The following is a 22,579-nucleotide window of genomic DNA, read 5'->3' as shown; positions in this document are numbered from 1 at the left end:
CCGGCGCATCAGCGCCGGCGCCCGTTCGGGCTTGCCTTGCATCTTTCTTCGAACGCGTCCGTTCGAAGGCGCGGCGGTATCACACCCGGCACAGCCGGGCGAGCCGCCGGCCGGAGACCCGGCCGCGGGGCGTGCCGTCGCTCTGCACCGTCTCGCCCGAGAGCGCGATCCGGGTCGGGTTCTCGATCAGGGTGTAGCGGGTGCGCCAGACCGGCAGGCCGAACTGCACCGCCCAGAGCCGCAAGGCGGCGCAGAAGTCGCGCAGGGTTTCGGGCCCGAACCGCAGGGGGTCGAGCACCGGCGCGACCTCGGCGGCGCCGTAGGGCAGGGCGCGGAAGCCGGCGAGCCGGCCCGGGCGGCCCTTCGCGAGGGAGAAGGCGGCGCGCGATTCGACGCCGAGCGCCCCGGCGCGGTCCGGCGGGGCGGTGGTCAGCGCGACGGTCAGGGGCTGCTCGGCCACCAGCACCACGGCGCGGTCCGGCGCACCGGCGAGGTCGACCGCCAGGCGCCGGTAGCCGGCCCCTGCCTCGCGCGGCGCGGTGAAGACGAGGCCCGTCAGGTCGAGGGTCGTGGCGGAGCCCGAGACCCGGTCGGGATGGGCGGTCCAGCCGATCAGCCGCTCGCGCTGGCCTCTGCGTTCGGCCGCCACGTCGGGGATCTGGATGTCCGGATCCTGGAGCATGCCCCGGATCGGGGGCGGGACTTCGGGGCCCGCGGGAGCGGCCGTGCAGACCGGGCAGGACCGTTCGGGGGCCTGCTCCCCGCCCGAGGGCGGCCGATCCTGCGGGCGGGCCGGAATCTGAGCCACCCCTTGAACTTGCCCTGCAGGATCTTGCCCGGGACCCTGAGCCTCCACGGCCGGACGCGGGCGCAGCAGGCCGATGCGCGGATCGAGCGCCGCGATCACCGCGACCGGGATGGCGACGGCCCCGAGCGCCGCCAAGCCGAGCCGCCAACGCCCGCTTCCGTCCCGCACGCTCCACCGCCCCGCTGCGCGCAAGCCACATGCGCGATATCCGCAAGTATGCACCCGATCTTGCGGAAAGTGCGTCCGTGACAAAGACTTAGATGAAAAAGCTGGGGACGGCGCCACTCACCCCTTGCGGCTTGCCCCAGCGTCACGAGTGAGGCGCGTCCGGATCCCGTATATGCTGGCACCATGACGATCTCCGCGCCCGACCCCACGGATGGCCTCGCGCGCCGGCTGCGGCTGGAGCGTGAGGCGCGGGGCTGGTCGCTCGGTGACCTGGCGGCCCGCTCCGGCGTCTCGAAGGCGATGATCAGCAAGGTCGAGCGGGCCGAGGCGAGCCCGACCGCCGCCCTGCTCGGCCGGCTCTCGGGGGCCTTCGGGCTCACCCTCTCGACCCTGCTGGCCCGGGTGGAGGGCGAGACGGGCCAGCTCAAGCGCGCTGCGGCACAGCCGGTCTGGATCGACCCGGCGACCGGCTATCGCCGCCGGCAGCTCTCGCCCCTGGTGGTCGAGAACCCGCTCGATTTGACGGAAGTGGAGCTTCCGGCCGGCGCCGAAGTCTCTTACCCGGCGGCGTCCTACGCCTTCCTGCGCCAGATGATCTGGATGCTCGACGGCACCCTGACCTTCCGGGAGGGGGACGCCGTCCACGTGCTCGAGCCCGGCGACTGCCTGGCGCTCGGCGCGCCGGCCGACTGTACCTTCGCCAACCGGAGCGGGCAGCCCTGCCGCTATCTCGTCGCCGTGGTGCGGCAGCGCTGATCAGGCCGCGCGCCGGGCGAGGAAGCTGCGGGCCTCGGCGCCGCCGCGCAGGAAGCCGTAGACCAGCACCGGCCAGCAGAACAGCAGCACCGCCATCGGCACCGGCATCTGCCACCCGACGATCGCCCCGACGATGCCCGCCGCCGAGCCGACGAAGCGGAAGTAGAACACCGGCACCGCGACCACGAGGGCGATCAGGACCGGCACGCCCAGCACCGCGGTCAGCCCGGCCTGCACCGCCAGGAGGTTGGTCACGCCCATGGCCAGGAACACCAGGAAGGCGGCTATCTGTATCATCGGGTTTCGCTATCCCCCAATCCGTCGCGTGAGGGACATACAGACAGCCGAGCATGGCTTTTTGGAGGGCGCCGAGCACGTTCGGGCACACTGGGCGGCATGGATGCGCGCCTGCCACACCGGTCCGGGCCGCATGCCGATCTAACCGTCATGTCTCTCGTCAGCGGTATCGACTTCGTTAAGGTTTCGCACGGTGCGAACGGCAGCAGATCCGCGATTGTTGCAGTGCAGGGGACACCACGAGGGACAGGATGGACGTGCGGGCGCTGCTTACCCAGGTTCAGTTCAACATCGAGGCAACGTGCGACCGGGTCACCCGGCAGGTATCATTGATCGAGACCCGTGAACGGAACGGGCTGCCGACCGATCACGAGCGGAATGTCCTGCGCGGCATGCGCGTGTCCCTCGGCTTCGAGTACCACCAGGAGGGCCTTCTGCTGGCCGCCTTGTCCCGCGAGGCAGAAGACGAAGATCGCGCCGCGCCGGCCCGCCGCGCGTGCCACCGCGGTGCCGGCGAGGATTGCCCGCTGCCGGTCCGCTGCTGCGCGACCCTGGCGGCGACTGTCAAACTCCCGTCGCAGGCGGCCTGATCGCACGCGGCTGCCGCGCCGATTCGCGGGACGAGCCCGGAACCGCTGCCGCGGGCGAGGCACCGGCGCCACAGCCATCAGCCATCTGCCGTCCCATCCGGCCCCGCTTCCCTCGGGCGACCGCCACTCCCCGAGCGCTGTGGCACCGGAGCACTGGCGGGCCGCCTGGGCCCGGCGGTCTTCTCGCGCGGCGAGATCAGGGAGCCACCGCCTTGCCCACCCCGTTGCCCACTCTGGCGGACGCGCCGCTCTTCCTCCACCTCGCCGGGTCGCTGGCCTTCGTGGCCGTCGCCGGCCGCGGCATCGGCTGGGCCCTCGACGCCTGGGTGCGGCGCGCCCCCGAGGCCGCCTCGCCCGCGGAGCCGGAGGCCCCGGCCAGGACGGAGCCCGCCGGGGAACCGCCTCAATCCGGCGCACGCATCCGGTAGCCGACCCCGGTCTCGGTCAGGATGTAGCGCGGGCGCTCGGGCTCGGGCTCGAGCTTCTGGCGCAGCTGGCGCACGTAGACCCGGAGATATTGCGGATCGGCGGCCGTGCCCCAGACCTCGCGCAGCAGGTGGGCGTGGGTGAGCACCTTGCCGGCATGGTGCACCAGCAGGCGCAGGACGTCGTATTCCTTGGGAGAGAGCTTCACCTCGCGCTCCCCCACCCGGACGATGCGGCGCACCAGGTCGACCGAGAGATCGCCAGCCCGGAAGACCGGGCGCTCGCCGCCGACCGCGAGCTGGTGGCGCAGCGCCGTGCGCATCCGGGCCAGAAGCTCGTTCATGCCGAACGGCTTGGTGACGTAGTCGTCCGCCCCGAGATCGAGGGCCTCGACCTTGCCGGCCTCGTCGTCGCGGCTCGACAGCACGATCACCGGCAGGTCGGGCTTCCGCTCGCGGATCCGGGCCAGGAGGTCATGCCCCTTGATGTCCGGCAGGCCGAGATCGAGGATCGCCATCGCGAAAACCTCCCGTTCCAGGAGGTCGAGGGCGGCGCGGCCGTTCGGGGCCTCCACCACCGCGTAGCCCTGGCTGCCGAGGCCGACCCGCAGCAGCTTGCGGATCGGCGGCTCGTCGTCGATGACCAGGATGCGGGGTTCGTTGCTCACGCGGCGTCCTCCAGGGCGGCGCGGGGCACCGGCAGGGTGAGGGTGAAGGCGGCGCCGCTCCGGTCAGGCCGGTTGCGGGCGGCGATCCGCCCGCCCATCGCCTCGACGAAGCCGCGGGAGATGGCGAGGCCCAAACCCGTCCCGGCCCGGACCCGGTCGCTCTTGCGCACCCGGTAGAAGGTGTCGAAGATCCGTTCCTCGTCGCCCGCCGGGATGCCCTCACCCTCGTCGAGGATCCGCAGGGCGACGCAATCACCCTCGCGCCCGCTCTCCCGCCAGGTCTCGATCCGCACCAGGCTGCCCTCGGGGGCGTATTTGGCGGCGTTGTCGAGGAGGTTGAACAGCACCTGCTCCATCAGCACCGCGTCCAGGCGGAGAACCGGAAGGCCGGCGCCCAGAGCCAGTTCGACGCGGTGGCCGGACAGGATCTTGCCCGCCCGCTCCAGGGCCGTCCCGACGATCTCCGCGAGATCGTGCGGGGCGAGGTTCGGCGCGAGCGCGCCGGATTCGAGCTTCGTCATGTCGAGCAGGTTGGCGATGAAGCGGTTCAGGCGCTCGGCCTCGTCGATCACCGTCGCGAGCAGCTCGCCCCGCGCCTCCCGGTCCAGGGCGGGGCCGAGATCGCGCAACGTCGTGGCCGAGCCGAGCACCGCGGCGAGCGGCGTCTTGAGGTCGTGCGAGAGCGAGGAGAGCAGGGCTTGGCGCAGTCGGTCGGTCTCGGCCGAGCGCCGGGCCCGGTCGAGGTCCTCGACGAGGTGGACCCGCTCGATGGCGAGCGCCCCCTGGTCGGCCAGCGCATCGAGGAGCCGGCGCTGGTCGGGGGTGAGGAGCGGCCCCGGCTTGTCGCCGTCGAGCCCGACCACCCCGACCATGCCGCGGCCGGTGCGCAGGGGCAGGAACAGGCGCTTGGCCCCCGGCAGGGTGTCGGCGCCGCGTCCCGCCGGGCGGCCGTGATCGAAGGTCCATTTCGCGGCGGCGAGGTCGGCCTCGTCGAGGAAGTCCTCCGGCGGGTAGCCGGCCATGACGGTGACGCGGCCGCCGTCCGGCAGGAGCAGCACCACACGCAGGCGCAGCATCAGGGCGATCTGGTAGGCGGTGGCCCAGAGCACGTCGTCGAGAGTGCCGCAGCCCGCGAGCTTGCGCGAGAAGCCGTAGAGCGCCTCGGTCGCCTTGCTGCGCGCCCGCGAGATCGTCGCCTCGGCGCGCACGCGTGCCGCGAGGTTCGAGACCACCACCGCCACCAGGGTGAAGAAGAACAAAGCGATGACATTGGTCGGGTCGGCGATGGTGAAGGTGTAGAGCGGCGGCAGGAAGAAGAAGTTGTAGGCGAGCGACGAGCCGAGCACCGCGGCGAGCGACGGGTACAACCCGAAGCGCACCGCCACCGCCACCACCGCGGTGAGGAAGACGAGATCGGTGCTCTCGTGGCCGAGCGAGGATTGCAGCCCGAGGCCCAGGGAGAGCGCGACCGCGACGGCCGCGAGCGCGGCCGCGTAGGGCACGAGGCTCGGCCTGGGCGGGGACGCCGTGCGCACGCCCCGGTGCGGTGCGGGTTCCCCGGCGACCTCCTCGCCCGCCACGACGTGGACGCTGATCGGGCCGGAGCGGCGCAGGAGGTCGTGCACCACCGAGCCGTGCAGGAGCTCGAACCAGCGCGGGCGGGTCGACTTGCCAATCACCACGTGGGTGACGTTGTGCTCGCGGGCGAAACCCACCACGTCGTCGGCGATGCGACCCTGGCTCGGCAGGGTCGCGGTCTCGGCGCCCAGGCGTTCGGCGAGCCGCAGGGTGTCGGCGATGCGGTCGCGCTCGGCCTCGCTCAACTGGGCGCTGCGCCGCCCCTCGATGGTGAGCGCGGTGAAGGGCGCCCGCAGCCGGTCGGCGAGGCGCTTGGCGTAGCGCACGAGGCCGGCCGAGCGCGGATCCTCGCTGACGCAGACCAGCACCCGCTCCCCTGCCGCCCAGGGCCCGGGGATCGCGTGGGCGCGCATGTGGGTGACGAGCTGGTCGTCGACCTGCTGAGCGGTGCGGCGCAGCGCCAGCTCGCGGAGCGCCGTGAGGTTGCCGGGTGAGAAGTAGTGCTTGAGCGCCCGCTCCGCCTGGCGCGGCAGGTAGACCTTGCCCTCCTGCAGGCGCCGGATCAGGTCGTCGGGAGAGAGGTCGATCACCTCGATGTCGTCGGCCCGGTCGAGGATCGAATCCGGCACCGTCTCGCGCACCCGGATCCGGGTGATCTGCGCCACCACGTCGTTCAGGCTCTCGACGTGCTGGATGTTGAGGGTGGTATGGACGTCGATGCCGGCCTGGAGCAGTTCCTCGACGTCGAGATAGCGCTTCGGGTGGCGCGAGCCCGGGGCGTTGGTGTGGGCGAGCTCGTCGACGAGGGCGAGTCGGGGCTTTCGCGCGAGCAGCCCGTCGAGGTCCATCTCGCTGAGCGTGCCACCGCCATAGGGGACGGTGCGGCGGGGCAGCACCTCGAGCCCGGCGACCAGGGCCTCGGTCTCGGGCCTGCCGTGGGTCTCGACCACGCCCACCACCACGTCGACGCCCTCGCGGCGGCGCGCGTGGGCGGTGGTCAGCATCTCGTAGGTCTTACCGACCCCCGGGGCGGCCCCGAGGAAGATCTTCAGGCGCCCGCGCCCGGGCGCCTCCCGGCGCGCCTGCGCCAGGAGAGCGTCGGGCGAAGGACGCAAGCCGTCCCTCATCGGGCCTGTTGCGCGGGCACTGGACCGAGATCCAGGGCGCGGTTGAGAGCGAGCACGTTGACCCGGCGCTCGCCGAGGAATCCGAGACCCGGCTCCCGGATCTGCCCGGCGACGAGGGCGCGCAAGCCGTCCTCGGAGAGGCCGCGGGCCTTCGCGACCCGGGGCACCTGGAACAGGGCGGCCTCGGGGGAGACGTCCGGATCGAGGCCGGAGCCCGAGGTGGTGACGAGGTCCAGCGGCACCGGGTCGGCGGGGTTCTCGGCCTTGAGAGCCGCGAGGTCGGCCTTCACCCGGTCGATGAGCGCCGGATTGGTTGGGCCCAGGTTGGCGCCGCCGGAATTGGCGGCGTTGTAAGGCGCAGGCAAGGTCTTCGCGGCATCCGCCGGATCGGGCGCCACGGTCGCCGAGGGGCGGCCGTGGAAGTAGCGCGGGCTGGTGAAGGCCTGGCCGATCAGCGCGGAGCCGACGAGGGTGCCGTCCGCGTTGCGGACCAGGCTGCCCTGGGCTTGCGCCGGGAACAGGCGTTCCGCGATCCCCGTCATCGCGAGCGGATAGGCGAGGCCGGTGACGAGGGTCAGGCCGGTGAGGAGCACGAGGGCGGGGCGGAGGTGCCGGAGCATGGCGGTCTCTCTTAGGCGAGGTGGAGGGCGCTCACGGCGAGGTCGATCAGCTTGATGCCGGCGAACGGCACCAGGATCCCGCCGAGACCATAGATCAGGAGGTTGCGCCGCAGCAACGCGGCGGCGCCGACGGCGCGGTAGCTCACCCCGCGCAAGGCGAGCGGGATCAGCGCCACGATGATCAGCGCGTTGAAGATGATCGCCGACAGGATCGCGCTCTGCGGCGAGGCCAGCCCCATCACGTTCAGGGCCTGGAGCTGCGGATAGAGCCCGACGAACATCGCCGGGATGATGGCGAAGTACTTCGCCACGTCGTTGGCGATCGAGAAGGTGGTGAGCGCGCCGCGGGTCATCAGCAGCTGCTTGCCGATCTCGACGATCTCGATGAGCTTGGTCGGGTCGGAATCGAGGTCGACCATGTTGCCGGCCTCGCGGGCCGCCACCGTGCCGGTGTTCATCGCCACGCCGACATCGGCCTGGGCGAGCGCCGGGGCGTCGTTGGTGCCGTCGCCGCACATCGCCACGAGCTTGCCTTGCGCCTGCTCGCGCCGGATCAGCGCCAGCTTGTCCTCGGGCGTCGCCTGGGCGAGGAAATCGTCGACGCCGGCTTCCGCCGCGATGGCGGCGGCGGTCATCGGGTTGTCGCCGGTGATCATCACCGTGCGGATGCCCATCCGGCGGAGTTCCGCGAAGCGCTCGGCGATGCCGCCCTTGACGATGTCCTTGAGGTGGACGACGCCGAGCAGCTTGCCGTCGCGGGCGACCGCCAGCGGCGTGCCGCCGGCCTTGGCGATCTCCTCGGCGATGGCCCGGACCTCCGCGGCCGCCGCCGGATCGAGGCGGGGCTGGAGCACCCGGGCGGCGGCGCCCACGCCGACCAGGGCCGGGGCGGATTCGAGGCTCGCGATCACCGCCTCGACCGCCCCTTTTCGGATCGAGGAGCCGTCGATGTCGATGCCCGACATCCGCGACTGCGCGGTGAAGGGCACGAAGGTGGCGGCGAGGCTGCCCATGTCACGGGCCATGTCGCGGGCGCGGATGCCGTGCGCCTCCTTGGCCAGCACCACGATCGAGCGGCCCTCCGGGGTCTCGTCGGCCAGCGAGGCGAGCTGGGCCGCGTCGGCGAGCGTTGCAGGCGTGACGCCCCGCACGGGGCGGAACTCCGTCGCCTGGCGGTTGCCGAGCGTGATGGTGCCGGTCTTGTCGAGGAGCAGCGTGTCGACGTCGCCCGCCGCCTCGACGGCCCGGCCCGACATCGCGAGGACGTTGAAGCGCACCAGCCGGTCCATGCCGGCGATGCCGATCGCCGAGAGCAGCGCGCCGATCGTGGTCGGGATCAGGGTGACGAAGAGCGCCACCAGCACCGCGAGCGGGATCGCGCCGCCCGCATACGAGGCGAAGCTCGGGATCGAGCCCACCGCGAACACGAACACGATGGTGAGGCCGGCGAGCAGGATGTTGAGGGCGATCTCGTTGGGGGTCTTCTGCCGCGCCGCGCCCTCGACCAGCGCGATCATCCGGTCGATGAAGGTCGAGCCGGCCGCCGCCGTGATCCGCACCCGGATCCAGTCGGACAAGACCTGCGTGCCGCCGGTCACCGCCGAGCGGTCGCCGCCGGATTCGCGGATCACGGGGGCGGATTCGCCGGTGATCGCCGCCTCGTTGACCGAGGCGATGCCCTCGATCACCTCGCCGTCCGACGGGATCACGTCGCCGGCCTCGACCAGCACCACGTCGCCGACCTTGAGCCCGTCACCCGGCACGGTCTCGTAAGCAGTCAGCGGGCCGCCGGGCGCGGCGGCGGCGCCGGCGAGGCGCTTCGCTGTGGTCTCGGTGCGGGTGCGGCGCAGGGACTCGGCCTGGGCCTTGCCGCGGCCCTCCGCCACCGCCTCGGCGAAGTTGGCGAACAGCACGGTGAACCACAGCCAGAGGATGATCTGGCCGGTGAAGCCGAGATCCTGGCCACCGGTCACGAGGTCGCGGAGGAACAGCAGCGTGGTGAAGGCCGCCACGACCTCGACCACGAACATCACGGGGTTCTTCACCATCTGGCGCGGGTCGAGCTTCGTAACCGCACCGAGGAGGGCCGGCCCGATCAGGGCGGCGCTGAGAAGGGAGGTGTTTTGGGTTTGGGCCATGATCCTGGATCCGGATGAGGCGAGAATGTTGGGGGAGTGTGTCGAGGTTCGTTCGAACGGACCGGCAGACGTGCCATCCGCCGAGTCATTCCGGGGCCGCGGAGCGGAGCCCGGGATCCAGAACCGCAAGGGTTTCCGAAGTGGCGAAGCGTGTTCAGCGTCGCCCTGCACCGCCTGCGGTTCTGGATCCCGGGCGCTCGCCTTCGGCGAGCCCCGGGAGACGCAGTGGGTGTCAGGACCGTGCGCGGGTTCTCTGTGCCGTTGCCATCGACGGTGCCCTTCAGGGCGCGAGCGCCGCGCTGCCGAGCATGATCGCCGCCCAGATCGCGCCGGTGCCGAGGAGCGCAAGGCCCGTGAGCGCCAGGACGACGTCGCAGGGTCGGAGAGCGGACCGGTCGGAGAGCGGGGCGGGGCGCGGCCGGTGCCGGGACAGGCCGCGGCGGTGGCGGCTGGCGTGAGCGCTCATGGTCAGCCTCCCGCCGCCGCGAAGGTCTGGCCGGCGGCGCCGGCCAGATGCTCGACGATCGGCCCGAGCGCCAGCGATGGGAAGAAGGTCAGGCCGCCGACGATCAGGATCACCCCGACCAGGAGGCCGACGAACAGGCCGCCATGGGTCGGGAAGGTCCCGGCGGAGGCGGGCACCGTCTTCTTCGCCGCCAGCGAGCCGGCGATGGCGAGCGCCGGGATGATGACGAAGAACCGGCCGACCAGCATCCCGGCCCCGAGCGTCAGGTTGTAGAACGGGGTGTTGCCCGAGAGCCCCGCGAAGGCCGAGCCGTTGTTCGCCGCCGCCGAGGTGAAGCCGTAGAGGATCTCCGAGAAGCCGTGCGGGCCGGCATTGGCGGGACCGCTAAGGCCCGCCGGCAGCACGGTGGCGAGGGCAGTGAAGCCGAGCATCATCAGAGGCAGGCAGAGGATCGCGAGCATCGCCATCTTCACCTCCCGGGCCTCGATCTTCTTGCCGAGATATTCCGGGGTGCGCCCGACCATCAGCCCGGCGACGAAGATCGCCACCACCACGAAGACCAGCATGCCGTAGAGCCCGGCGCCGACGCCGCCGACGATGATCTCGCCGAGCTGCATGTTGACGAGCGGGATCAGGCCGCCGAGCGCCGTGAAGGCGTCGTGCATGGCGTTGACCGCGCCGCAGGAGGCGGCGGTCGTCACCACCGCGAACAACGCCGAGCCGGGGATGCCGAAGCGGAGTTCCTTGCCCTCGAGGTTGCCGCCCTGGAGCCCGAGGGCGTTCAGCAGCGGGTTGCCGGCGCCCTCCGCCGCGTAGGTGATCGCGACGCCGGCGAGGAACAGGACGCCCATGGCGGCGAGGATCGCCCAGCCCTGGCGCTCGTCCCCGACCATGCGGCCGAACACGTTGGTGAGCGCGGCGCCCAGCGCGAAGATCGAGACCATCTGGACCAGGTTCGACCAGGCGGTCGGGTTCTCGAACGGGTGCGCGGCGTTGGCGTTGAAGAAGCCGCCGCCATTGGTGCCGAGCATCTTGATCGCGACCTGGCTCGCCACCGGGCCGAGCGCGATCGTCTGCTGTCCGCCCTCGAGCGTCGTCGCCTCGGCGTAGGGTGCGAGTGTCTGCGGCACGCCCTGCCAGACCAGGAACAGGGTGTAGGCGATGCAGAGCGGCAGCAGCACGTAGAGCGTGCAGCGGGTCAGGTCGACCCAGAACGAGCCCACCGTGCGGGAAGAGGCACGGGAGAAGCCGCGGATCAGCGCGACGGCGAGCGCGATGCCGGTCGCCGCCGAGAGGAAATTCTGGTGCGTCAGCCCCAGCATCTGCGACAGGTAGGAGAGGGTGCTCTCGCCACCGTAATTCTGCCAGTTGGTGTTGGTGACGAAGCTCACCGCCGTGTTGAAGGCGAGATCCGGCGCCACCGCGCCCTGGTCGGCGGGGTTGAGCGGCAGGACGGCTTGCAGCCGCAGGATCCCGTAGAGCAGGACGAAGCCGGCGGCGTGGAAGACCAGCATCGCGCCCGCGTAAGTGAGCCAGTGCTGCTCGTGGCGCTCGTCGATACCGGCGAGGCGGTAGAGGCCGCACTCGACCGGGCGCAGCAGGGGCGAGAGGGGGGTGCGGGCGCCCGTGAAGACCCGGGTCATGTAGAGACCGAGCGGCTTCACCAGGGCGAGGACGATCGCGCAGAACAGCGCGATCTGGATCCAGCCAGCGAGTGTCCAACCTTGGATCATCTGGGGGCGCTCCTCAGAACCGCTCGGGCCGCACGAGGGCGTAGGCGAGGTAGGCGAGCAGCCCGAGGGTCATGAGGCCGCCGAGCCCGTAATCGAGGGTCATCGCGGGCCTCCTCACAGGCGTTCGCACAAGGAGACGTAACCAAGCGACAGGGCGAAGAAGCCCAGGCCGGCCGCCAGCATCAGGAAATCGAACATGGGTGTCCCCGTCGGGCGGCACCCGGCAGGCGCCGCCGCATCGAACCGGACCGTGAGCCACGGTCCCGTTCCCGGAGATCCACCCGAACGCATAGGGATTCGAGAGGGGCGCGGGGCGCGCGATGTTAAGGCGGCATAAAGACGGGGCGCCGTCAGGGACGTCTCGCGGCTCGGACCGCCTCCTGCAGGCCGGCACAAGCATGAGCCTCGCCGCAGGCGGCCTGCAACGCCCGCTTGTCGACCTGCAGCACGCAGGTGGTGCCGCCGAGGAAGCCGTGGACGGAGAAGCCGCACGACCGGCAGGCGGCGCGCACCCGGCACAGGGCCGGCCACCGCGCCCCGTCACTCGGGGACCGGACGCGGCGCGACATTCCGATCGCCGCGGCGCCTGCGAGCCGGTCGTGAATCCCATCCATCGCGATCAACCCCCGGCAACGCGCCTCGCCGGGGGTCTTGCGCCTGGGGGCAGGGGGAAACGATGCGGCCGGCCGGGCCGCGGCATCAAGATTTCATCAAGGCCGGCCGGCGTGGACCACGCACCGTCCGGTCGGGGGTCTTCAGGCCGCCAGAAGCTCTCCGCCCTTCTCGGCGATGACCTCGCGCACCTTGCCGGAGAAGACCCCGAGCAGCAGCGGCAGGCGGACCTCGACCCGGGCGGCCTCGTCCTCGACCGCGATGATGCCGCTGACCGTCTGGCCCAAGGCGCCGACCACGAAGGCGAGGGTGTCGCCGTCCCAGACCGGATCCTGCATCGTGAGGCCGGCCTTCTGCACGAGGTCCCGTCCCTGGCCGAGACGGGCGTCGATGCGCCGGCGCGCCTCGGCCCGGCCGATCTGGTGGGGAATCACGACGACCAGGGGTTTCGCCATCACCGTCTCCGCGGCCCGCCGCACCCCCTCCGGGCCGGCTTCCGGGCACGATGCTTCGGCCGCGCCGAATCATCTGCGCTCGAAATTCACCATGCCGTGAGGGAATTCAATCCGGGGCGGGCGCTGAGGGACCGAGGCGAGGGTTAAACATCGGAGGCCTGGGCGCGACCGTTGCAGCCGGGCGTCACGCCCGGCGCCTTCCGACCGGGGCCGCCCGGCGGGCGCTGTCCAACCCGCCCGGCTTGGATTAGGGGAAACGCGGGCGCAGGGGACCGGGCGCAGGGCGCCCGACGAGCGGAGACGGGTCTTGAGCGCGATCGAGCAGGGAATCCTCGGTGCCATCGCCGTGTGCATCGCAGCCACGGCCGCCCTGTGGTGGCTGGCGATGCCGGACGAGCCGGTGCGGGCCCTGCAGGACGGCCTCGGGGCCGCGGCACTCGCCACCATCATCGCGGGCGCGGCCGTCCGGCGCTCGTCCGATTGAGGAGGGGCGCGAGTGAGGGAAAGCCGGTGACGCCGGTCCGGAAGCGCCTCGTCGCGCGCCTGGTGCGCGGGCTCGTCGCCGGGTTCGTCGCCTTCGCGGTGCTCTGGCTCGCCTTCCACCTGCGCTGAGGCAGGCAAGCGCTCTCAGGCCGGCAACGCCACCGGCCGCCGCCGGCGGACCGCCCGGCGCTGACCCAGCACCGCGCAGGCACCGCCGAGGACGAACCACATGTACCAGGTCGGCACCAGGTAGTAGAGCATGTTGTCCGAATAGGCCATCGACAGGTATCCGGCCGTCATTGCCACGATCATCCAGGCCCAGCGCTCGCCGCGGACGATCAGCTTTCCGATCAGGGCGAGCGCCCGCGCGTACAGCCAGAGATAGGCGAGAAAGCCGATCACGCCGGTCTCGAACAGGAACTGCACGTAGACGCTGTGCGAATCGATGGTGTCGTTCTCGAGCGGCAGCGGGAAGAACTGCGCCACGTACTGCCCGAAGCTCGACAGGCCCCAGCCGAAAAGCGGGCGCTCCCAGAACCAGGTCATGGCGCCCTGCCACAGCAGCATCCGGAAGGCGTACGAGTTCAGCTTCTCGTAGGCATCCATGGTGTTGCCCTGCTGCAGGTCGGCGAGGCGCTCGGCGAATTCCGGCACCGCCAGCAGCGCCACCGGCAGGCCCAGGAAGTAGAGCAAGGTGCGCCGGTCGAAGAGTAGCCCGTGGGTGAGCAGGATCAGGCCGGCCCCGGCCCAGGCGCTACGGGTCTTGGTGAGCAGGATCAGCCCGAGCAGGACCGGGACGTAGAGGATCAGCGCCCGGCGCAGCCGCGGCGCGAGCGCGAAGCTCCTGCCCGCGAGCAGCGTCAGGACGACCGCCAGAATCGTCATCAGGTAGAAGGCGTAGATGTTGGGGTGCGGGAAGCTGCTGTAGACCCGGGTTCCGTCCTCGCCGAACTCCGCCCAGCCCATGGCGAGTTGCAGGCCCGCATAGAGCGTCGGTGCGATCGAGCCGGCGACGATGAGCAGCAGGAAGCGGCGCAGGTCGGCGAGGTCGCGCACGAAATAGAAGGCCAGGAGGCAGAAGGCGGCATGCGTCGCCAGCAGCATCATGAGCCGGATCGCAGCGCCCGGATCGGGCGCGAACCGCGACGAGACGAGGCAGACCAGGAGAAGCGGCAGCCACAGGACGAGGGTGGGCGCCGGGCTCACCCGCGGCCGGGTCATCACGCAGGCGGCGGCCACCACCAGCACCGCGAGATTCACCGCCGCACCGACGCCCATATCCTCGAGACCGCCGACCTTGGTCAGGTTGAAGACGGGATCGAGGGCCGAGCGCGTCAGCAGCACCGCCTCGACGAAGCGCCGCGGTCCGGCGAACCAGGCGAAGAGGATCAAGAGGGCGCTGGCGGCGATCAGCATCGGTCGTCCCACTCCCGGATCGGGGCCGGACGCCCGGGCCCGGCCTGCCGTTCGCCGATCTGCTTAGCCGCCCCGGGACCCGGGCGGAGCGCCGCAAAAGGGAGAAGCCTCCGCCGCAAGGCGTATGAGACGAGGTCCGGACGGAATCGTCCGGACCTCGTCTCAGCAGCCCGCGCGGCGCCCGAGCGAAGCCGGTTTTCCGCTTGGCGACGCAATCAATCGGGCATCGTATGACGCGTCGGTTCCCGCTGCGGCCGGTGTCGCCCCTGCGTCGTGGTGCTGCTAAGCTGGGACCATCCGAATCCGGACACCCGACGATGCGTCTCTCCCTCGCTTCCCTGCTGCTCCTCGGCGCGCTCGCCGCCCCGGCCCACGCCCAGACGACCGCCCCGGCCCCGAACCCGTTCGGCCCCGGCGCGGCGAAGCCGAATCAGGCCCCGCCGCCGAACCCGCCCGCCATCCCGGCCAAGCCCGCGGCCCCGGCGGCCCAGGCCCCCACCCACACCGCGCCCGCCCCGGCCGCCGGCGCGATCTACCCCACCGTCGTGTCGCCGAAATACGCCAAGGAGCCGGCCGGCAGCGCCCGCCAGCACACCTGCCTCGACCAGTACAACGCCAACAAGGCGGCCGGCGGCGCCGGCAACGGCGGCATGAACTGGATCGAGAAGGGCGGCGGCTACTACTCGGAGTGCAACAAGCGGCTGAAGGGCTGACGGCGCGCAGGGAGACGTCAGCCTCCCTCACGCCCGCGCCGGACCGAGGGCCGGCCGCGCCGTGAGGGCGAGCGCGGTGCCCAGGCCCGCCGCGGCTAGCAGCCCCAGCACCATCCAGGCCGGCCAGGCCGCGCCGGCTCCTTCCGCGAGCGCCGCTTGGTAGGCCTCGATCGCCCAGGCGTTGGGCGTGAGCCAGCCGAGGCTCTGGAGCCAGGGCGGCATCAGAAAGCGCGGCACCATGCTGCCGCCGACCGCCGAGAGCAGCAGCACCCCGAAGGTCGAGACGAGGTGGGCCTGCTGGCGCGTCCGCGCCGCCGCGCAGGCGGCGAGGCCCAGGCCCGCCGCCATGGCGGCGACCAGCACCCCGGTCACGAGCCAGGACGCGGCATGCGGCCCGACCGAGACGCCGTAGAAGAGCGCCGCCGCCCCGAAGATCAGCGCCCCCTGCACGGTGCCCTGCAGCACCAGGAACAGGAACTTGCCGAGCACCACCACCGGCAGGCCGCCGGGGGCGGCGGCGAGGCGGTCGGCGATGCCGGACTGGCGCTCCTCGACCAGGGAGAGGGCGCCCTGCATGGCGGCGAACAGCAGGAACACCGCCGCGATCGCCCCGGCATAATAGCCGACCCGGGCGTTGCCGCCGTGACCGTCCGCCGTCGAGGTCCGGGCGACCAGGGCCGCGAAGGAGAACGCCTCGCGCTTCTCGCGGCTCTCGGCGAAAGCCTTGTCCAGGAAGGCGCGCTCGTCCGGCCCGATCTTGCCGGTACGCTCGACATCGGCGACGACCCGGGACAGCACCACGTCGGGCAGGGCCTCGTTGAGCACCCGCTGCACCTGGCCCAGCGCGATCGGGGTGGCGAGCGCCCGGGCCGGGCTCTCGACGACGAGGATCGGCGCGTCGCCGGGGCTGCTCCCGGCGGCGAGGTCGCCGCGCAGCACCAGCGCCACGTCGACCTCGCCCCGTCGCACCGCCGTCGCGGGATCGCCGTCGAGGAGCACTGTGCGCAGGGCCGGATCGGCCTTGAGCGCCGTGACGAGGCGCCCGGTCGTGGCGGTGCGGGCCTGGTCGAGGAGCCCGACCTGGATGCGGATCCGCTCGCCGACGGCGCCGGAGAAGATCGCCGCGAAGACGCAGAAGATCACCGTCGGCAGCACGAAGGCCATCACCAGGGCGGCCCGGTCGCGCCACAGGGTGAGCAGCATTACCCGGAACGACGCCACGATCATGCGGGGATCTCCGCGGGCGCGCGGACGGGATGTGTCACGGTCTCCTGCTCCGTCACGTCGCGGTAGAGCACGTCGAGGCCCGGCTCGCGCACCCGGATCTCCCGCACCGGCACGCCGTGGCGGCGCAGGTGCGCGAGAAGCGCCGCGCCGTCGCGCCCGCCTGCGACCGCGTCGCCCGCTCTCCAGGTGAGCGGCGAGGCCGGGTGGAAGCCCGCCTGGCGGAGAGCGGCGGCGGCGGCCGGACCGGCAGCCTCGGCGAGCGCCACCTCGTGCTCGGGCGGGCCGGCCCGCAGCCCGGCGAGCAGGTCGGCGAGGCGCCCGTCGAGGCGTAGAGAGCCGTCCTGGAGCACCAGGACCCGGTCGGCCAGGCGCTCGGCCTCGGCGAAGTCGTGGGTGGCGATCAGCACGGCCGCCCCGGCCTCGGGCAGGCGCTCGAGCACGGCGTGGATCGCCGCCCGGGCGGCCTGGTCGACGCCTTGCGTCGGCTCGTCGAGGAGGACCAGGGCGGGCTCGGCGAGCAGCGCCACCGCGATGTTGGCCCGGCGCTGGTAGCCGCCGGAGAGCACGCCGACGAGGCGGCCCGCCACCTCGTCGAGCCCCGCCCGCGCCAGCGCCCGGACCACCGCCGGCTCCCGCGCCGCCCGGGGCAGGCCGGCGAGGCGCGCGAACACTTCGAGGTTCTCCCGCACGGTCAGGCGCGGGTAGAGGGCGATCTCCTGCGGCACCCAGGCGATGGCGCGCCGCACCGCCGACTGGCGCCCCGGATCGCCGCCCGCGACCCGCACGCTGCCCCGGCTCGGGACGAGGCGCCCGGCGAGGAGCCGCATCAGCGAGGTCTTGCCGGCGCCGTTGGGGCCGAGAAGAGCCACGGTCTCGCCCCGCGCCAGGGCGAGGTCGACGCGACCGAGGACTTGGCGGCTCCGGTAGGAGAAGGCGAGGTCGCGGACGCTCGCCGCGGGATCGGACATCATGCCGTCACCACAGCAGCGCTTTGCGGCATTCCGGAGGAGAGCGGCCTGTCCGGGAGAGCGCCACTTACCGGGCCGGCAGGGCGCGGGTGAGCCGCACCCGCAGGGCGGTGCCCGGCTCGGCGAGGCGGAAGGCGGCACTCGCGAAATCCGGGCGTCCGCGGCGGCCGGCGCCGTTCGAGAAGCCGTAGGGCTCGGTCGGCAGGCCGAGGCCCGTGCGGCCGAGACGGCCGTCACCGTCGAGATCCTGGAAGGCCGCCACCGCGTAGGTGCCCGGCGGCACGTCGGCGAAGCCGAAGCGCAGGCTCTGGGCCGCGGCCGGGCCGCTCTGGCCGATGCGGCAGGCTTCCTCGGCGAGCGACCCGGTGCAGAGCGCGACGAAGACCCGGCCGCCCCCCGGCTCGACCCCGTCGACCTCGATCGAGAGCCCCGCCGCCGCGGCCGGCATGGCCAGCACCGCGAGGGCGGCAGCCAAGAAGCCGGCGTTCGGGAGGGAACTCCTCACGAGGCCTCCCCGAGGCTCGGGGCCGCGGCGAGCGGCATCCCGCGGGCCGGGACCGGCTGCCGGGCCAGGTCCTCGGCCATCAGCCGCGCGGTGATGCGGGCGCCCTCGTAGATCACCGGCAGGCCGGAGCCCGGATGGGTGCCGCCGCCGACGAGGTAGAGCCCGGGCCCGAAGCGGTTGTGGGGCCGGAAGTACAGCATCTGCCCGAGGTCGTGCGAGAGGTTGAAGGTGGCGCCCTCATGCACCGCGAACTCGTCGCGCCACTGGGTCGGATCGACCACGCGCTCGTATCGGATGCGGGATTCGATGTCGGTGAGGCCGAGCTTCTCCAGCCGCTTGAGCACGAGCGCCCGGTACGATGGGCCGACCGTCGCCCAGTCGATACCGGCGCGCAGGTTCGGCACCGGCACCAGCACGTAGAGGCTCGTGTGTCCCGGCGGCGCCATGCCGCCGTCGGTGTAGCCGGCATGCTGGACGTAGATCGAGGGCTGCATCGGCAACACCCCGTCGGAGACCTCGCGGATGTTGCGGGCGTAATCCTCCGACAGGAGGATCGTATGGTGGCCGAGGCTCTCCGGCATCCGCCCCTCGATGCCGAGATAGAGCATGTAGGTCGAGCAGGAGAGGCGGGCCTTGGCCACCTTGGCGTCGCGCCAGCGCGGCCGGCGCGCCTCGGGCACGAGGTCGGGCACGACTTTGGCGAAGTCGCCGTTGATCACCACCGCGTCGGCGGCGATGCGCTCGCCCCCGGCCTCGACCCCGACGGCGCGCTTGCCCTCGAACAGCACCCGGTCGACGGAGGTGCCGAGCTTGATTTCGACGCCGAGGCGGCGGGCGAGCCCGGCCATCGCCTCCGACACCGCGCCGCAGCCGCCAACCGGGTGGTACACCCCGTGCTCGTATTCGAGGAAGCTCAGGATGGTGAACAGGCTCGGGCACCGGAACGGCGACATCCCGAGGTACTTGGTCTGGAACGAGAAGGCGAGGCGGACCCGCGGGTCCTTGAAGTAGCGCTTCAGGTCGCGGTCGACGGTGGCGTGCGGACGCAGGAGCGGCAGGGCCGCCAGCATCGCCGGGGAGGCGAAGCTGCGGATCGAATCGCAGGCCTGCTGCAGCACCGGGATGAAGGCCGCGAGCTTGTTCCGGTTGTCGTCGAGGAAGCGGCGGACGTTCTTCGCGTCGTCCGGCGCGATGCGGGCGATCTCGGCCTCGAGCCGCTCCACGTCCGGCGTCGCCCGGATCTCGCCGCCGCCCTCGAAGACGAGGTGGTACTGGGGATCGAGCCGCTCGAGGGTGAGGTGGTCCTCCAGCCGCTCGCCGCAAGATTCGAAGATGTCGGCCAGGATGCGCGGATAGAGGAAGAAGGTCGGCCCGATATCGAACCGGTAGCCGCCGGGCGCAGTCACCGTGCGGGTGCGCCCGCCGACGCACTCCTCTTTCTCGATCACCGTCACCTGCACGCCGTCGCGGGCGAGCATCAGTGCCACCGCGAGGCCGCCCGGCCCCGCCCCGACCACCACCGCCCGCCGCCCCGACAGGGTGCGGTACCCATCCCGCGGCTGCAACAACGCCCCACCTCCTGCCAGACCCGACGGTTTCCCGTGCGTACGGCCTAGTTGTGGTGCGCAGGCTTGAGCCGGCAATGGCTGCGCATTGTCGCGGTGGGGATGGGGGTGGATATTTTCCTGCGGTGTGGCGGGGTGTTGACGAACGGGCCAGTCGCATCGTCGTAGCGAGAGGGGTTGCCGAGATGGCCAAAGACCGCGCCGAGCGGCCGATCGAGCCGCGCCCACCGGCCGAGCGCATCGATGTCGCTGCGCTTCATCTGGAGTTGGCTGCCCGCTACCCGGAGATCCGCGCCGGGCTCGCCGTGAGGACTTGCGACGCGCTGATGGAGCGCTGGCTGCGCGAGGAGGTCGCCCCGGTCCTCGACAGGGTGGTGGCCAGGGTGGAACCGCTGGTGTCCGCCGACGATGTTCTGAACGGAGCAGTCGATCGCTATCGGGCGCGGAAGGCCTGAGCGCATGCCGCGCGGTCGTCAGCCCGCCGCAACCCGCCCTCCGCCCAGCCTGTGCAACGCCACCGCCCCCGCGACCGCGACGTTGAGCGAATCGACCCCCGGCGCCATCGGGATCGCCACCCGGCGGGCGCGGGCCATCATCGCCTCGGGCAGGCCGGGGCCCTCGGTGCCGAGCAGCAGCAGGGCGCGGGGCAGGGGCGGCAGGGTCGTGATGTCCTCGCCCCGGGGCGAGAGGGCGACCGGCGTGAGCGCGCAGCGCTCGCAGAGGGCGAGCAGCTCGTCGCCGGTCGGCACCCGGGCGAAGGGCACGGTCAGGCTCGTCCCGGCCGACACCCGGATCGCCTTGCGGTAGAGCGGGTCGCAGGTCTCGGAATCGAGCAGGACCGCGTCGGCCCCGAAGGCGGCGGCGTTGCGAAAGATCCCGCCGACATTGTCGTGGTTGGCCAGACCCACGAGGCCGAGCAGCAGGGCCGGGCCTGCCGGCACCAGGGCGTCGGGTGCAGGCTCCGGCCCGCGCAGGCCCACCGCCAGCACGCCGCGATGGATCGGGAAGCCCGCCACCGCCCCCATCACCGCCTTGGAGGCGAGGTAGACCGGCGCGTCGAGGTGGGCCAGCGCCCGCTCGAGCCCGGGCAGGCGCTCGGGGGAGACGAGCACCGACTCGACCCGGAACCGCGCGGAGCCTGAGAGCAGCACCCGCAGCACCACCTCGCCCTCGGCGATGAACCGGCCCTCGCGTCCCACGAGGTCGCGCTCGCGCATCCGCGTGTAGGCAGCCAGGCGCGGGTCGGCGGGGTCGTCGATCGGGATAGGGGTCATCGCGAGCCCGGGCTACCCTCTGCCCGGGATTCCTTCAACCCGGACCTTCCTCACCCCTTGCGGGCGGCGAGGGGATCGGCCTCGGCCTTCGTCGGCACCTTCACCAGGGCCTCGCCGTCGAGCACCGTCTCGCCGTTGACGGCGCAGGTGCAGGTCAGCCGGGCGCGGCGACGCTCCGGCACCAGCTCGGCCACCTCGACGGTGACGTCGACCGTGTCGCCGATGCGCACGGGAGCGCGGAAGTTGAGGCTCTGGCTGATGTAGATCGCGCCGGGGCCGGGCAGGCGGGTGCCGAGCACCGCCGAAATCAGCCCGGCGGTGTAGAGGCCGTGCGCGATGCGGGTGCCGAACGGCGTGCGGGCGGCGAAGTGCTCGGAGAGATGGATCGGGTTGCGGTCGCCGGTGATCTCCGCGAATCCGACCACGTCGGAGGCCGCGATGGTCTTCGACAGCGTCTCGGACAGGCCGACGCTCAGGTCCTCGAAGTACAGCACGCGCAGTTCGGGCATCATCGGCGTCGCTCCCGGTGGATATGGTGCCGCGGCCGCGAGGGATGGTCGGCGGCTCGCGGCTCCGCCGGTCCCCGGCCGGGGGTCCCCGGGGTCGCACGGGACGGGGGCGGAAATCCAGTGGCGAAAGGTCGGAGAGGGGCGCCGGGACCGGGACGCAGCGGCCGGCCGACCTTCCGGACGGTGGCGCAGTCGGATCACAGCCCCTGCGCATCCCGCGTCTCTTCCGTTGGGTCAGAAGCTGACAGCCGAATTTTTCCACCCTCAAGCATTGGCGTAATCTGCCGTTATCTGACTCGCAGGCGAACCGCGAAATTTGGATCTATTAATCCAATCTTAGTGATGACAGAGGACAAGAGAGACCTCCTTTTCTATCCGATCACTGGCGATCCGTCCCATGCGCATGTCCCTGAAGAGCAGCCTGACCGGCCTGTTCGGGCTCCTCCTGCTCCTGACCCTGGCGCAGGGCGGCGTCTCCCTGTGGAAGCTCGACTCGATCGAGACCCGCATCGCCAAGCTCGCCGACGATTCGATGCCGTCGATCAACGAGGCCCACGCGATCAACGCCATGGTGATGCGCGCCCGGCTCTGGCAATTCCGCTACATTACGGCCGAGGCTGACGCCGAGAAGGCGCTCTCGGCCAAGAGCTTCGCCGAGATGGACGCCGCCCTCGGCGAGCGGATGGAACGCTACCGGACTCTGATCAGCTCGCCCGCCGAGCAGGAGACCTTCGCCGACCTGACCGCGAAGGTCGCCGCGTTCCGGGCCGACTGGACACGCCTCAAGGGGCTGCCCGGTCGGGCCGAGGTCGACGCCTTCTTCCGCGGCCCAATGAACGCGACCTACCGGGCGACGATCGATACCGCCGGCAAGCTCGTGGGGATCAACGCCACGGCCGGCACCGAAGCGGGCGAGGCCGCCCGGACCGAGCGGGCCGAGGCCACCCGCACCACCATGGCGATGTTCGCCGTATCGGTCCTGATCACCCTCGGGGCGGTGCTGTTCTGCCTGCTTCGCATCGTCCGGCCGCTCGGCCGCATGACCGGCGCGATGCGCAGCCTCGCCGGGGGCGATGCCGAGACCGCGATTCCCGGCGCCGGTCGCCGGGACGAGCTCGGCGCCATGGCGGGGGCGCTCGCGGTGTTCCGCGACAACCTGATCCGCACCCGCCGTCTCGAGGAGGAGACCGCGCTCGCCCGGGCCGGGGCCGAGGCGCAGCGCCGGCAGGCGATGCGCGAGATGGCAGACGCCTTCGAGCGGGCGGTCGGCGGCATCGTCGGCGCCGTCACCGCCGCCGCCACCGAACTGCAGGCCACCGCCCAGACCATGACCGCCACCGCGCAGGAGACCGCCGGCCAGTCGAGCGGCGTCGCCGCGGCGGCGGCGCAGGCCGCCGTGAATGTCGGGACCGTCGCGGCCGCTGCGGAAGAACTCGGCGCCTCGGTCCAGGAGATCGGCCGCCAGGTCGACGGCTCGG

General features: G+C 72.1%; 25 protein-coding genes. 7 read left to right on the top strand and 18 right to left on the bottom strand.

Going from position 1 to position 22,579, the window contains the following annotated elements:
- Positions 1-79: 79 nt before the first annotated feature.
- Positions 80-976 (bottom strand): hypothetical protein, encoded by an 897-nt coding sequence (locus MFF64_RS03585; RefSeq protein WP_238189661.1) that lies wholly within the window; start codon positions 974-976, stop codon positions 80-82.
- 183 nt (positions 977-1,159) lie between these two features.
- Here MFF64_RS03585 and MFF64_RS03580 point away from each other — a divergent pair, with 183 nt between their 5' ends.
- Entirely contained in the window at positions 1,160-1,732 is a 573-nt protein-coding gene (locus MFF64_RS03580; protein WP_099899420.1) for a helix-turn-helix domain-containing protein, read from the top strand.
- On the opposite strand, the gene MFF64_RS03575 is transcribed toward MFF64_RS03580, so the two are convergent.
- The gene (locus MFF64_RS03575) at positions 1,733-2,029 is read right to left on the bottom strand and encodes a hypothetical protein (RefSeq protein ID WP_099899418.1); all 297 of its coding nucleotides are present in this window, start codon (positions 2,027-2,029) and stop codon (positions 1,733-1,735) included. It abuts the gene before it with no gap.
- Positions 2,030-2,280: 251 nt separating this feature from the next.
- Here MFF64_RS03575 and MFF64_RS03570 point away from each other — a divergent pair, with 251 nt between their 5' ends.
- Complete coding sequence (locus MFF64_RS03570) at positions 2,281-2,619, top strand: type III secretion system chaperone family protein (RefSeq protein ID WP_099899416.1); 339 nt, start codon at positions 2,281-2,283, stop codon at positions 2,617-2,619.
- 212 nt (positions 2,620-2,831) lie between these two features.
- Positions 2,832-3,047: a hypothetical protein gene (locus MFF64_RS03565; RefSeq protein ID WP_133122998.1), complete on the top strand. Its 216-nt coding sequence runs from the start codon at positions 2,832-2,834 to the stop codon at positions 3,045-3,047.
- Here the strand turns inward: MFF64_RS03565 and MFF64_RS03560 are convergent.
- The 9 genes from MFF64_RS03560 to MFF64_RS03520 all read right to left on the bottom strand — a co-directional run bounded on the left by MFF64_RS03560 (position 3,023) and on the right by MFF64_RS03520 (position 12,441).
- Positions 3,023-3,712, bottom strand: a complete 690-nt coding sequence (locus tag MFF64_RS03560) for a response regulator transcription factor (RefSeq protein ID WP_099899412.1) — start codon at positions 3,710-3,712, stop codon at positions 3,023-3,025. The genes MFF64_RS03565 and MFF64_RS03560 overlap by 25 nt on opposite strands.
- On the bottom strand, positions 3,709-6,417 hold the full coding sequence (locus tag MFF64_RS03555) for a DUF4118 domain-containing protein (protein ID WP_238189659.1): 2,709 nt from the start codon (positions 6,415-6,417) through the stop codon (positions 3,709-3,711). Before MFF64_RS03555 ends, MFF64_RS03560 begins: the two co-directional genes overlap by 4 nt.
- Positions 6,414-7,037: a K(+)-transporting ATPase subunit C gene (locus MFF64_RS03550; RefSeq protein ID WP_238189657.1), complete on the bottom strand. Its 624-nt coding sequence runs from the start codon at positions 7,035-7,037 to the stop codon at positions 6,414-6,416. The genes MFF64_RS03555 and MFF64_RS03550 overlap by 4 nt, the downstream gene beginning before the upstream one ends.
- A gap of 11 nt (positions 7,038-7,048) precedes the next feature.
- A complete protein-coding gene (gene kdpB, locus MFF64_RS03545; protein ID WP_238189648.1) occupies positions 7,049-9,175 on the bottom strand; it encodes a potassium-transporting ATPase subunit KdpB in 2,127 nt (708 codons plus the stop codon).
- Positions 9,176-9,455: 280 nt separating this feature from the next.
- Entirely contained in the window at positions 9,456-9,641 is a 186-nt protein-coding gene (locus tag MFF64_RS03540) for a hypothetical protein (RefSeq protein WP_099905328.1), read from the bottom strand.
- Positions 9,642-9,643: 2 nt separating this feature from the next.
- Positions 9,644-11,374 carry a potassium-transporting ATPase subunit KdpA gene (gene kdpA, locus MFF64_RS03535; protein WP_099905330.1) on the bottom strand — a complete coding sequence of 577 codons (1,731 nt, stop codon included), beginning with the start codon at positions 11,372-11,374 and terminating at the stop codon, positions 9,644-9,646.
- Positions 11,375-11,387: 13 nt separating this feature from the next.
- Positions 11,388-11,477, bottom strand: coding sequence for a K(+)-transporting ATPase subunit F (locus MFF64_RS03530; RefSeq protein WP_099905332.1), 90 nt, complete (start codon positions 11,475-11,477; stop codon positions 11,388-11,390).
- A gap of 247 nt (positions 11,478-11,724) precedes the next feature.
- Entirely contained in the window at positions 11,725-11,988 is a 264-nt protein-coding gene (locus MFF64_RS03525; protein WP_238189646.1) for a hypothetical protein, read from the bottom strand.
- Between the two features lie 141 nt (positions 11,989-12,129).
- Positions 12,130-12,441 (bottom strand): polyhydroxyalkanoic acid system family protein, encoded by a 312-nt coding sequence (locus tag MFF64_RS03520; protein ID WP_099905336.1) that lies wholly within the window; start codon positions 12,439-12,441, stop codon positions 12,130-12,132.
- A gap of 307 nt (positions 12,442-12,748) precedes the next feature.
- On the opposite strand from MFF64_RS03520, the gene MFF64_RS03515 reads away from it, so the two are divergent.
- Positions 12,749-12,925: a hypothetical protein gene (locus MFF64_RS03515; protein ID WP_165795802.1), complete on the top strand. Its 177-nt coding sequence runs from the start codon at positions 12,749-12,751 to the stop codon at positions 12,923-12,925.
- Positions 12,926-13,068: 143 nt separating this feature from the next.
- On the opposite strand, the gene MFF64_RS03510 is transcribed toward MFF64_RS03515, so the two are convergent.
- Entirely contained in the window at positions 13,069-14,340 is a 1,272-nt protein-coding gene (locus MFF64_RS03510) for an O-antigen ligase family protein (protein ID WP_099905338.1), read from the bottom strand.
- Positions 14,341-14,657: 317 nt separating this feature from the next.
- Between MFF64_RS03510 and MFF64_RS03505 the strand changes: the two genes are divergently transcribed.
- The gene (locus tag MFF64_RS03505) at positions 14,658-15,053 is read left to right on the top strand and encodes a hypothetical protein (RefSeq protein WP_238189644.1); all 396 of its coding nucleotides are present in this window, start codon (positions 14,658-14,660) and stop codon (positions 15,051-15,053) included.
- 27 nt (positions 15,054-15,080) lie between these two features.
- On the opposite strand, the gene MFF64_RS03500 is transcribed toward MFF64_RS03505, so the two are convergent.
- The 4 genes from MFF64_RS03500 to crtI form a co-directional block, all read right to left on the bottom strand.
- Positions 15,081-16,280 carry an ABC transporter permease gene (locus tag MFF64_RS03500; RefSeq protein ID WP_238189642.1) on the bottom strand — a complete coding sequence of 400 codons (1,200 nt, stop codon included), beginning with the start codon at positions 16,278-16,280 and terminating at the stop codon, positions 15,081-15,083.
- Entirely contained in the window at positions 16,277-17,248 is a 972-nt protein-coding gene (locus MFF64_RS03495; protein ID WP_099903399.1) for an ABC transporter ATP-binding protein, read from the bottom strand. Before MFF64_RS03495 ends, MFF64_RS03500 begins: the two co-directional genes overlap by 4 nt.
- Before the next feature lie 67 nt (positions 17,249-17,315).
- A complete protein-coding gene (locus MFF64_RS03490; protein WP_207768114.1) occupies positions 17,316-17,696 on the bottom strand; it encodes a DUF2141 domain-containing protein in 381 nt (126 codons plus the stop codon).
- Between the two features lie 53 nt (positions 17,697-17,749).
- Positions 17,750-19,321, bottom strand: coding sequence for a phytoene desaturase family protein (crtI, locus tag MFF64_RS03485; protein ID WP_099903397.1), 1,572 nt, complete (start codon positions 19,319-19,321; stop codon positions 17,750-17,752).
- Between the two features lie 182 nt (positions 19,322-19,503).
- Here crtI and MFF64_RS03480 point away from each other — a divergent pair, with 182 nt between their 5' ends.
- Positions 19,504-19,773 (top strand): type II toxin-antitoxin system ParD family antitoxin, encoded by a 270-nt coding sequence (locus tag MFF64_RS03480; protein ID WP_099902918.1) that lies wholly within the window; start codon positions 19,504-19,506, stop codon positions 19,771-19,773.
- 18 nt (positions 19,774-19,791) lie between these two features.
- On the opposite strand, the gene MFF64_RS03475 is transcribed toward MFF64_RS03480, so the two are convergent.
- Positions 19,792-20,592 (bottom strand): TrmH family RNA methyltransferase, encoded by an 801-nt coding sequence (locus MFF64_RS03475; protein WP_099902916.1) that lies wholly within the window; start codon positions 20,590-20,592, stop codon positions 19,792-19,794.
- Positions 20,593-20,642: 50 nt separating this feature from the next.
- Complete coding sequence (croR, locus tag MFF64_RS03470) at positions 20,643-21,104, bottom strand: 3-hydroxybutyryl-CoA dehydratase (protein WP_099902914.1); 462 nt, start codon at positions 21,102-21,104, stop codon at positions 20,643-20,645.
- A gap of 394 nt (positions 21,105-21,498) precedes the next feature.
- On the opposite strand from croR, the gene MFF64_RS03465 reads away from it, so the two are divergent.
- The coding region (locus MFF64_RS03465) for an MCP four helix bundle domain-containing protein (RefSeq protein WP_238189640.1) at positions 21,499-22,579 on the top strand (1,081 nt) is incomplete at its 3' end.

Origin of the sequence: Methylobacterium frigidaeris (assembly GCF_022179185.1) — a bacterium.
GTDB lineage: Bacteria > Pseudomonadota > Alphaproteobacteria > Rhizobiales > Beijerinckiaceae > Methylobacterium > Methylobacterium frigidaeris.
Note: the sequence above shows the minus strand (reverse complement) of the source record. Positions and strands in the feature narration are given on the sequence as shown.

Coding starts and splice junctions, on each gene's coding strand:
- kdpB (WP_238189648.1), bottom strand. CDS start 9,175: ATGGCCCAAACCCAAAACACCTCCCTTCTCAGCGCCGCCCTGATCGGG.
- MFF64_RS03480 (WP_099902918.1), top strand. CDS start 19,504: ATGGCCAAAGACCGCGCCGAGCGGCCGATCGAGCCGCGCCCACCGGCC.
- MFF64_RS03510 (WP_099905338.1), bottom strand. CDS start 14,340: ATGCTGATCGCCGCCAGCGCCCTCTTGATCCTCTTCGCCTGGTTCGCC.
- MFF64_RS03555 (WP_238189659.1), bottom strand. CDS start 6,417: ATGAGGGACGGCTTGCGTCCTTCGCCCGACGCTCTCCTGGCGCAGGCG.
- MFF64_RS03550 (WP_238189657.1), bottom strand. CDS start 7,037: ATGCTCCGGCACCTCCGCCCCGCCCTCGTGCTCCTCACCGGCCTGACC.
- MFF64_RS03580 (WP_099899420.1), top strand. CDS start 1,160: ATGACGATCTCCGCGCCCGACCCCACGGATGGCCTCGCGCGCCGGCTG.
- MFF64_RS03475 (WP_099902916.1), bottom strand. CDS start 20,592: ATGACCCCTATCCCGATCGACGACCCCGCCGACCCGCGCCTGGCTGCC.
- MFF64_RS03525 (WP_238189646.1), bottom strand. CDS start 11,988: ATGGATGGGATTCACGACCGGCTCGCAGGCGCCGCGGCGATCGGAATG.
- MFF64_RS03520 (WP_099905336.1), bottom strand. CDS start 12,441: ATGGCGAAACCCCTGGTCGTCGTGATTCCCCACCAGATCGGCCGGGCC.
- MFF64_RS03530 (WP_099905332.1), bottom strand. CDS start 11,477: ATGACCCTCGATTACGGGCTCGGCGGCCTCATGACCCTCGGGCTGCTC.
- MFF64_RS03575 (WP_099899418.1), bottom strand. CDS start 2,029: ATGATACAGATAGCCGCCTTCCTGGTGTTCCTGGCCATGGGCGTGACC.
- MFF64_RS03490 (WP_207768114.1), bottom strand. CDS start 17,696: ATGCCGGCCGCGGCGGCGGGGCTCTCGATCGAGGTCGACGGGGTCGAG.
- MFF64_RS03500 (WP_238189642.1), bottom strand. CDS start 16,280: ATGATCGTGGCGTCGTTCCGGGTAATGCTGCTCACCCTGTGGCGCGAC.
- croR (WP_099902914.1), bottom strand. CDS start 21,104: ATGATGCCCGAACTGCGCGTGCTGTACTTCGAGGACCTGAGCGTCGGC.
- MFF64_RS03540 (WP_099905328.1), bottom strand. CDS start 9,641: ATGAGCGCTCACGCCAGCCGCCACCGCCGCGGCCTGTCCCGGCACCGG.
- MFF64_RS03495 (WP_099903399.1), bottom strand. CDS start 17,248: ATGTCCGATCCCGCGGCGAGCGTCCGCGACCTCGCCTTCTCCTACCGG.
- MFF64_RS03505 (WP_238189644.1), top strand. CDS start 14,658: ATGCGTCTCTCCCTCGCTTCCCTGCTGCTCCTCGGCGCGCTCGCCGCC.
- kdpA (WP_099905330.1), bottom strand. CDS start 11,374: ATGATCCAAGGTTGGACACTCGCTGGCTGGATCCAGATCGCGCTGTTC.
- MFF64_RS03570 (WP_099899416.1), top strand. CDS start 2,281: ATGGACGTGCGGGCGCTGCTTACCCAGGTTCAGTTCAACATCGAGGCA.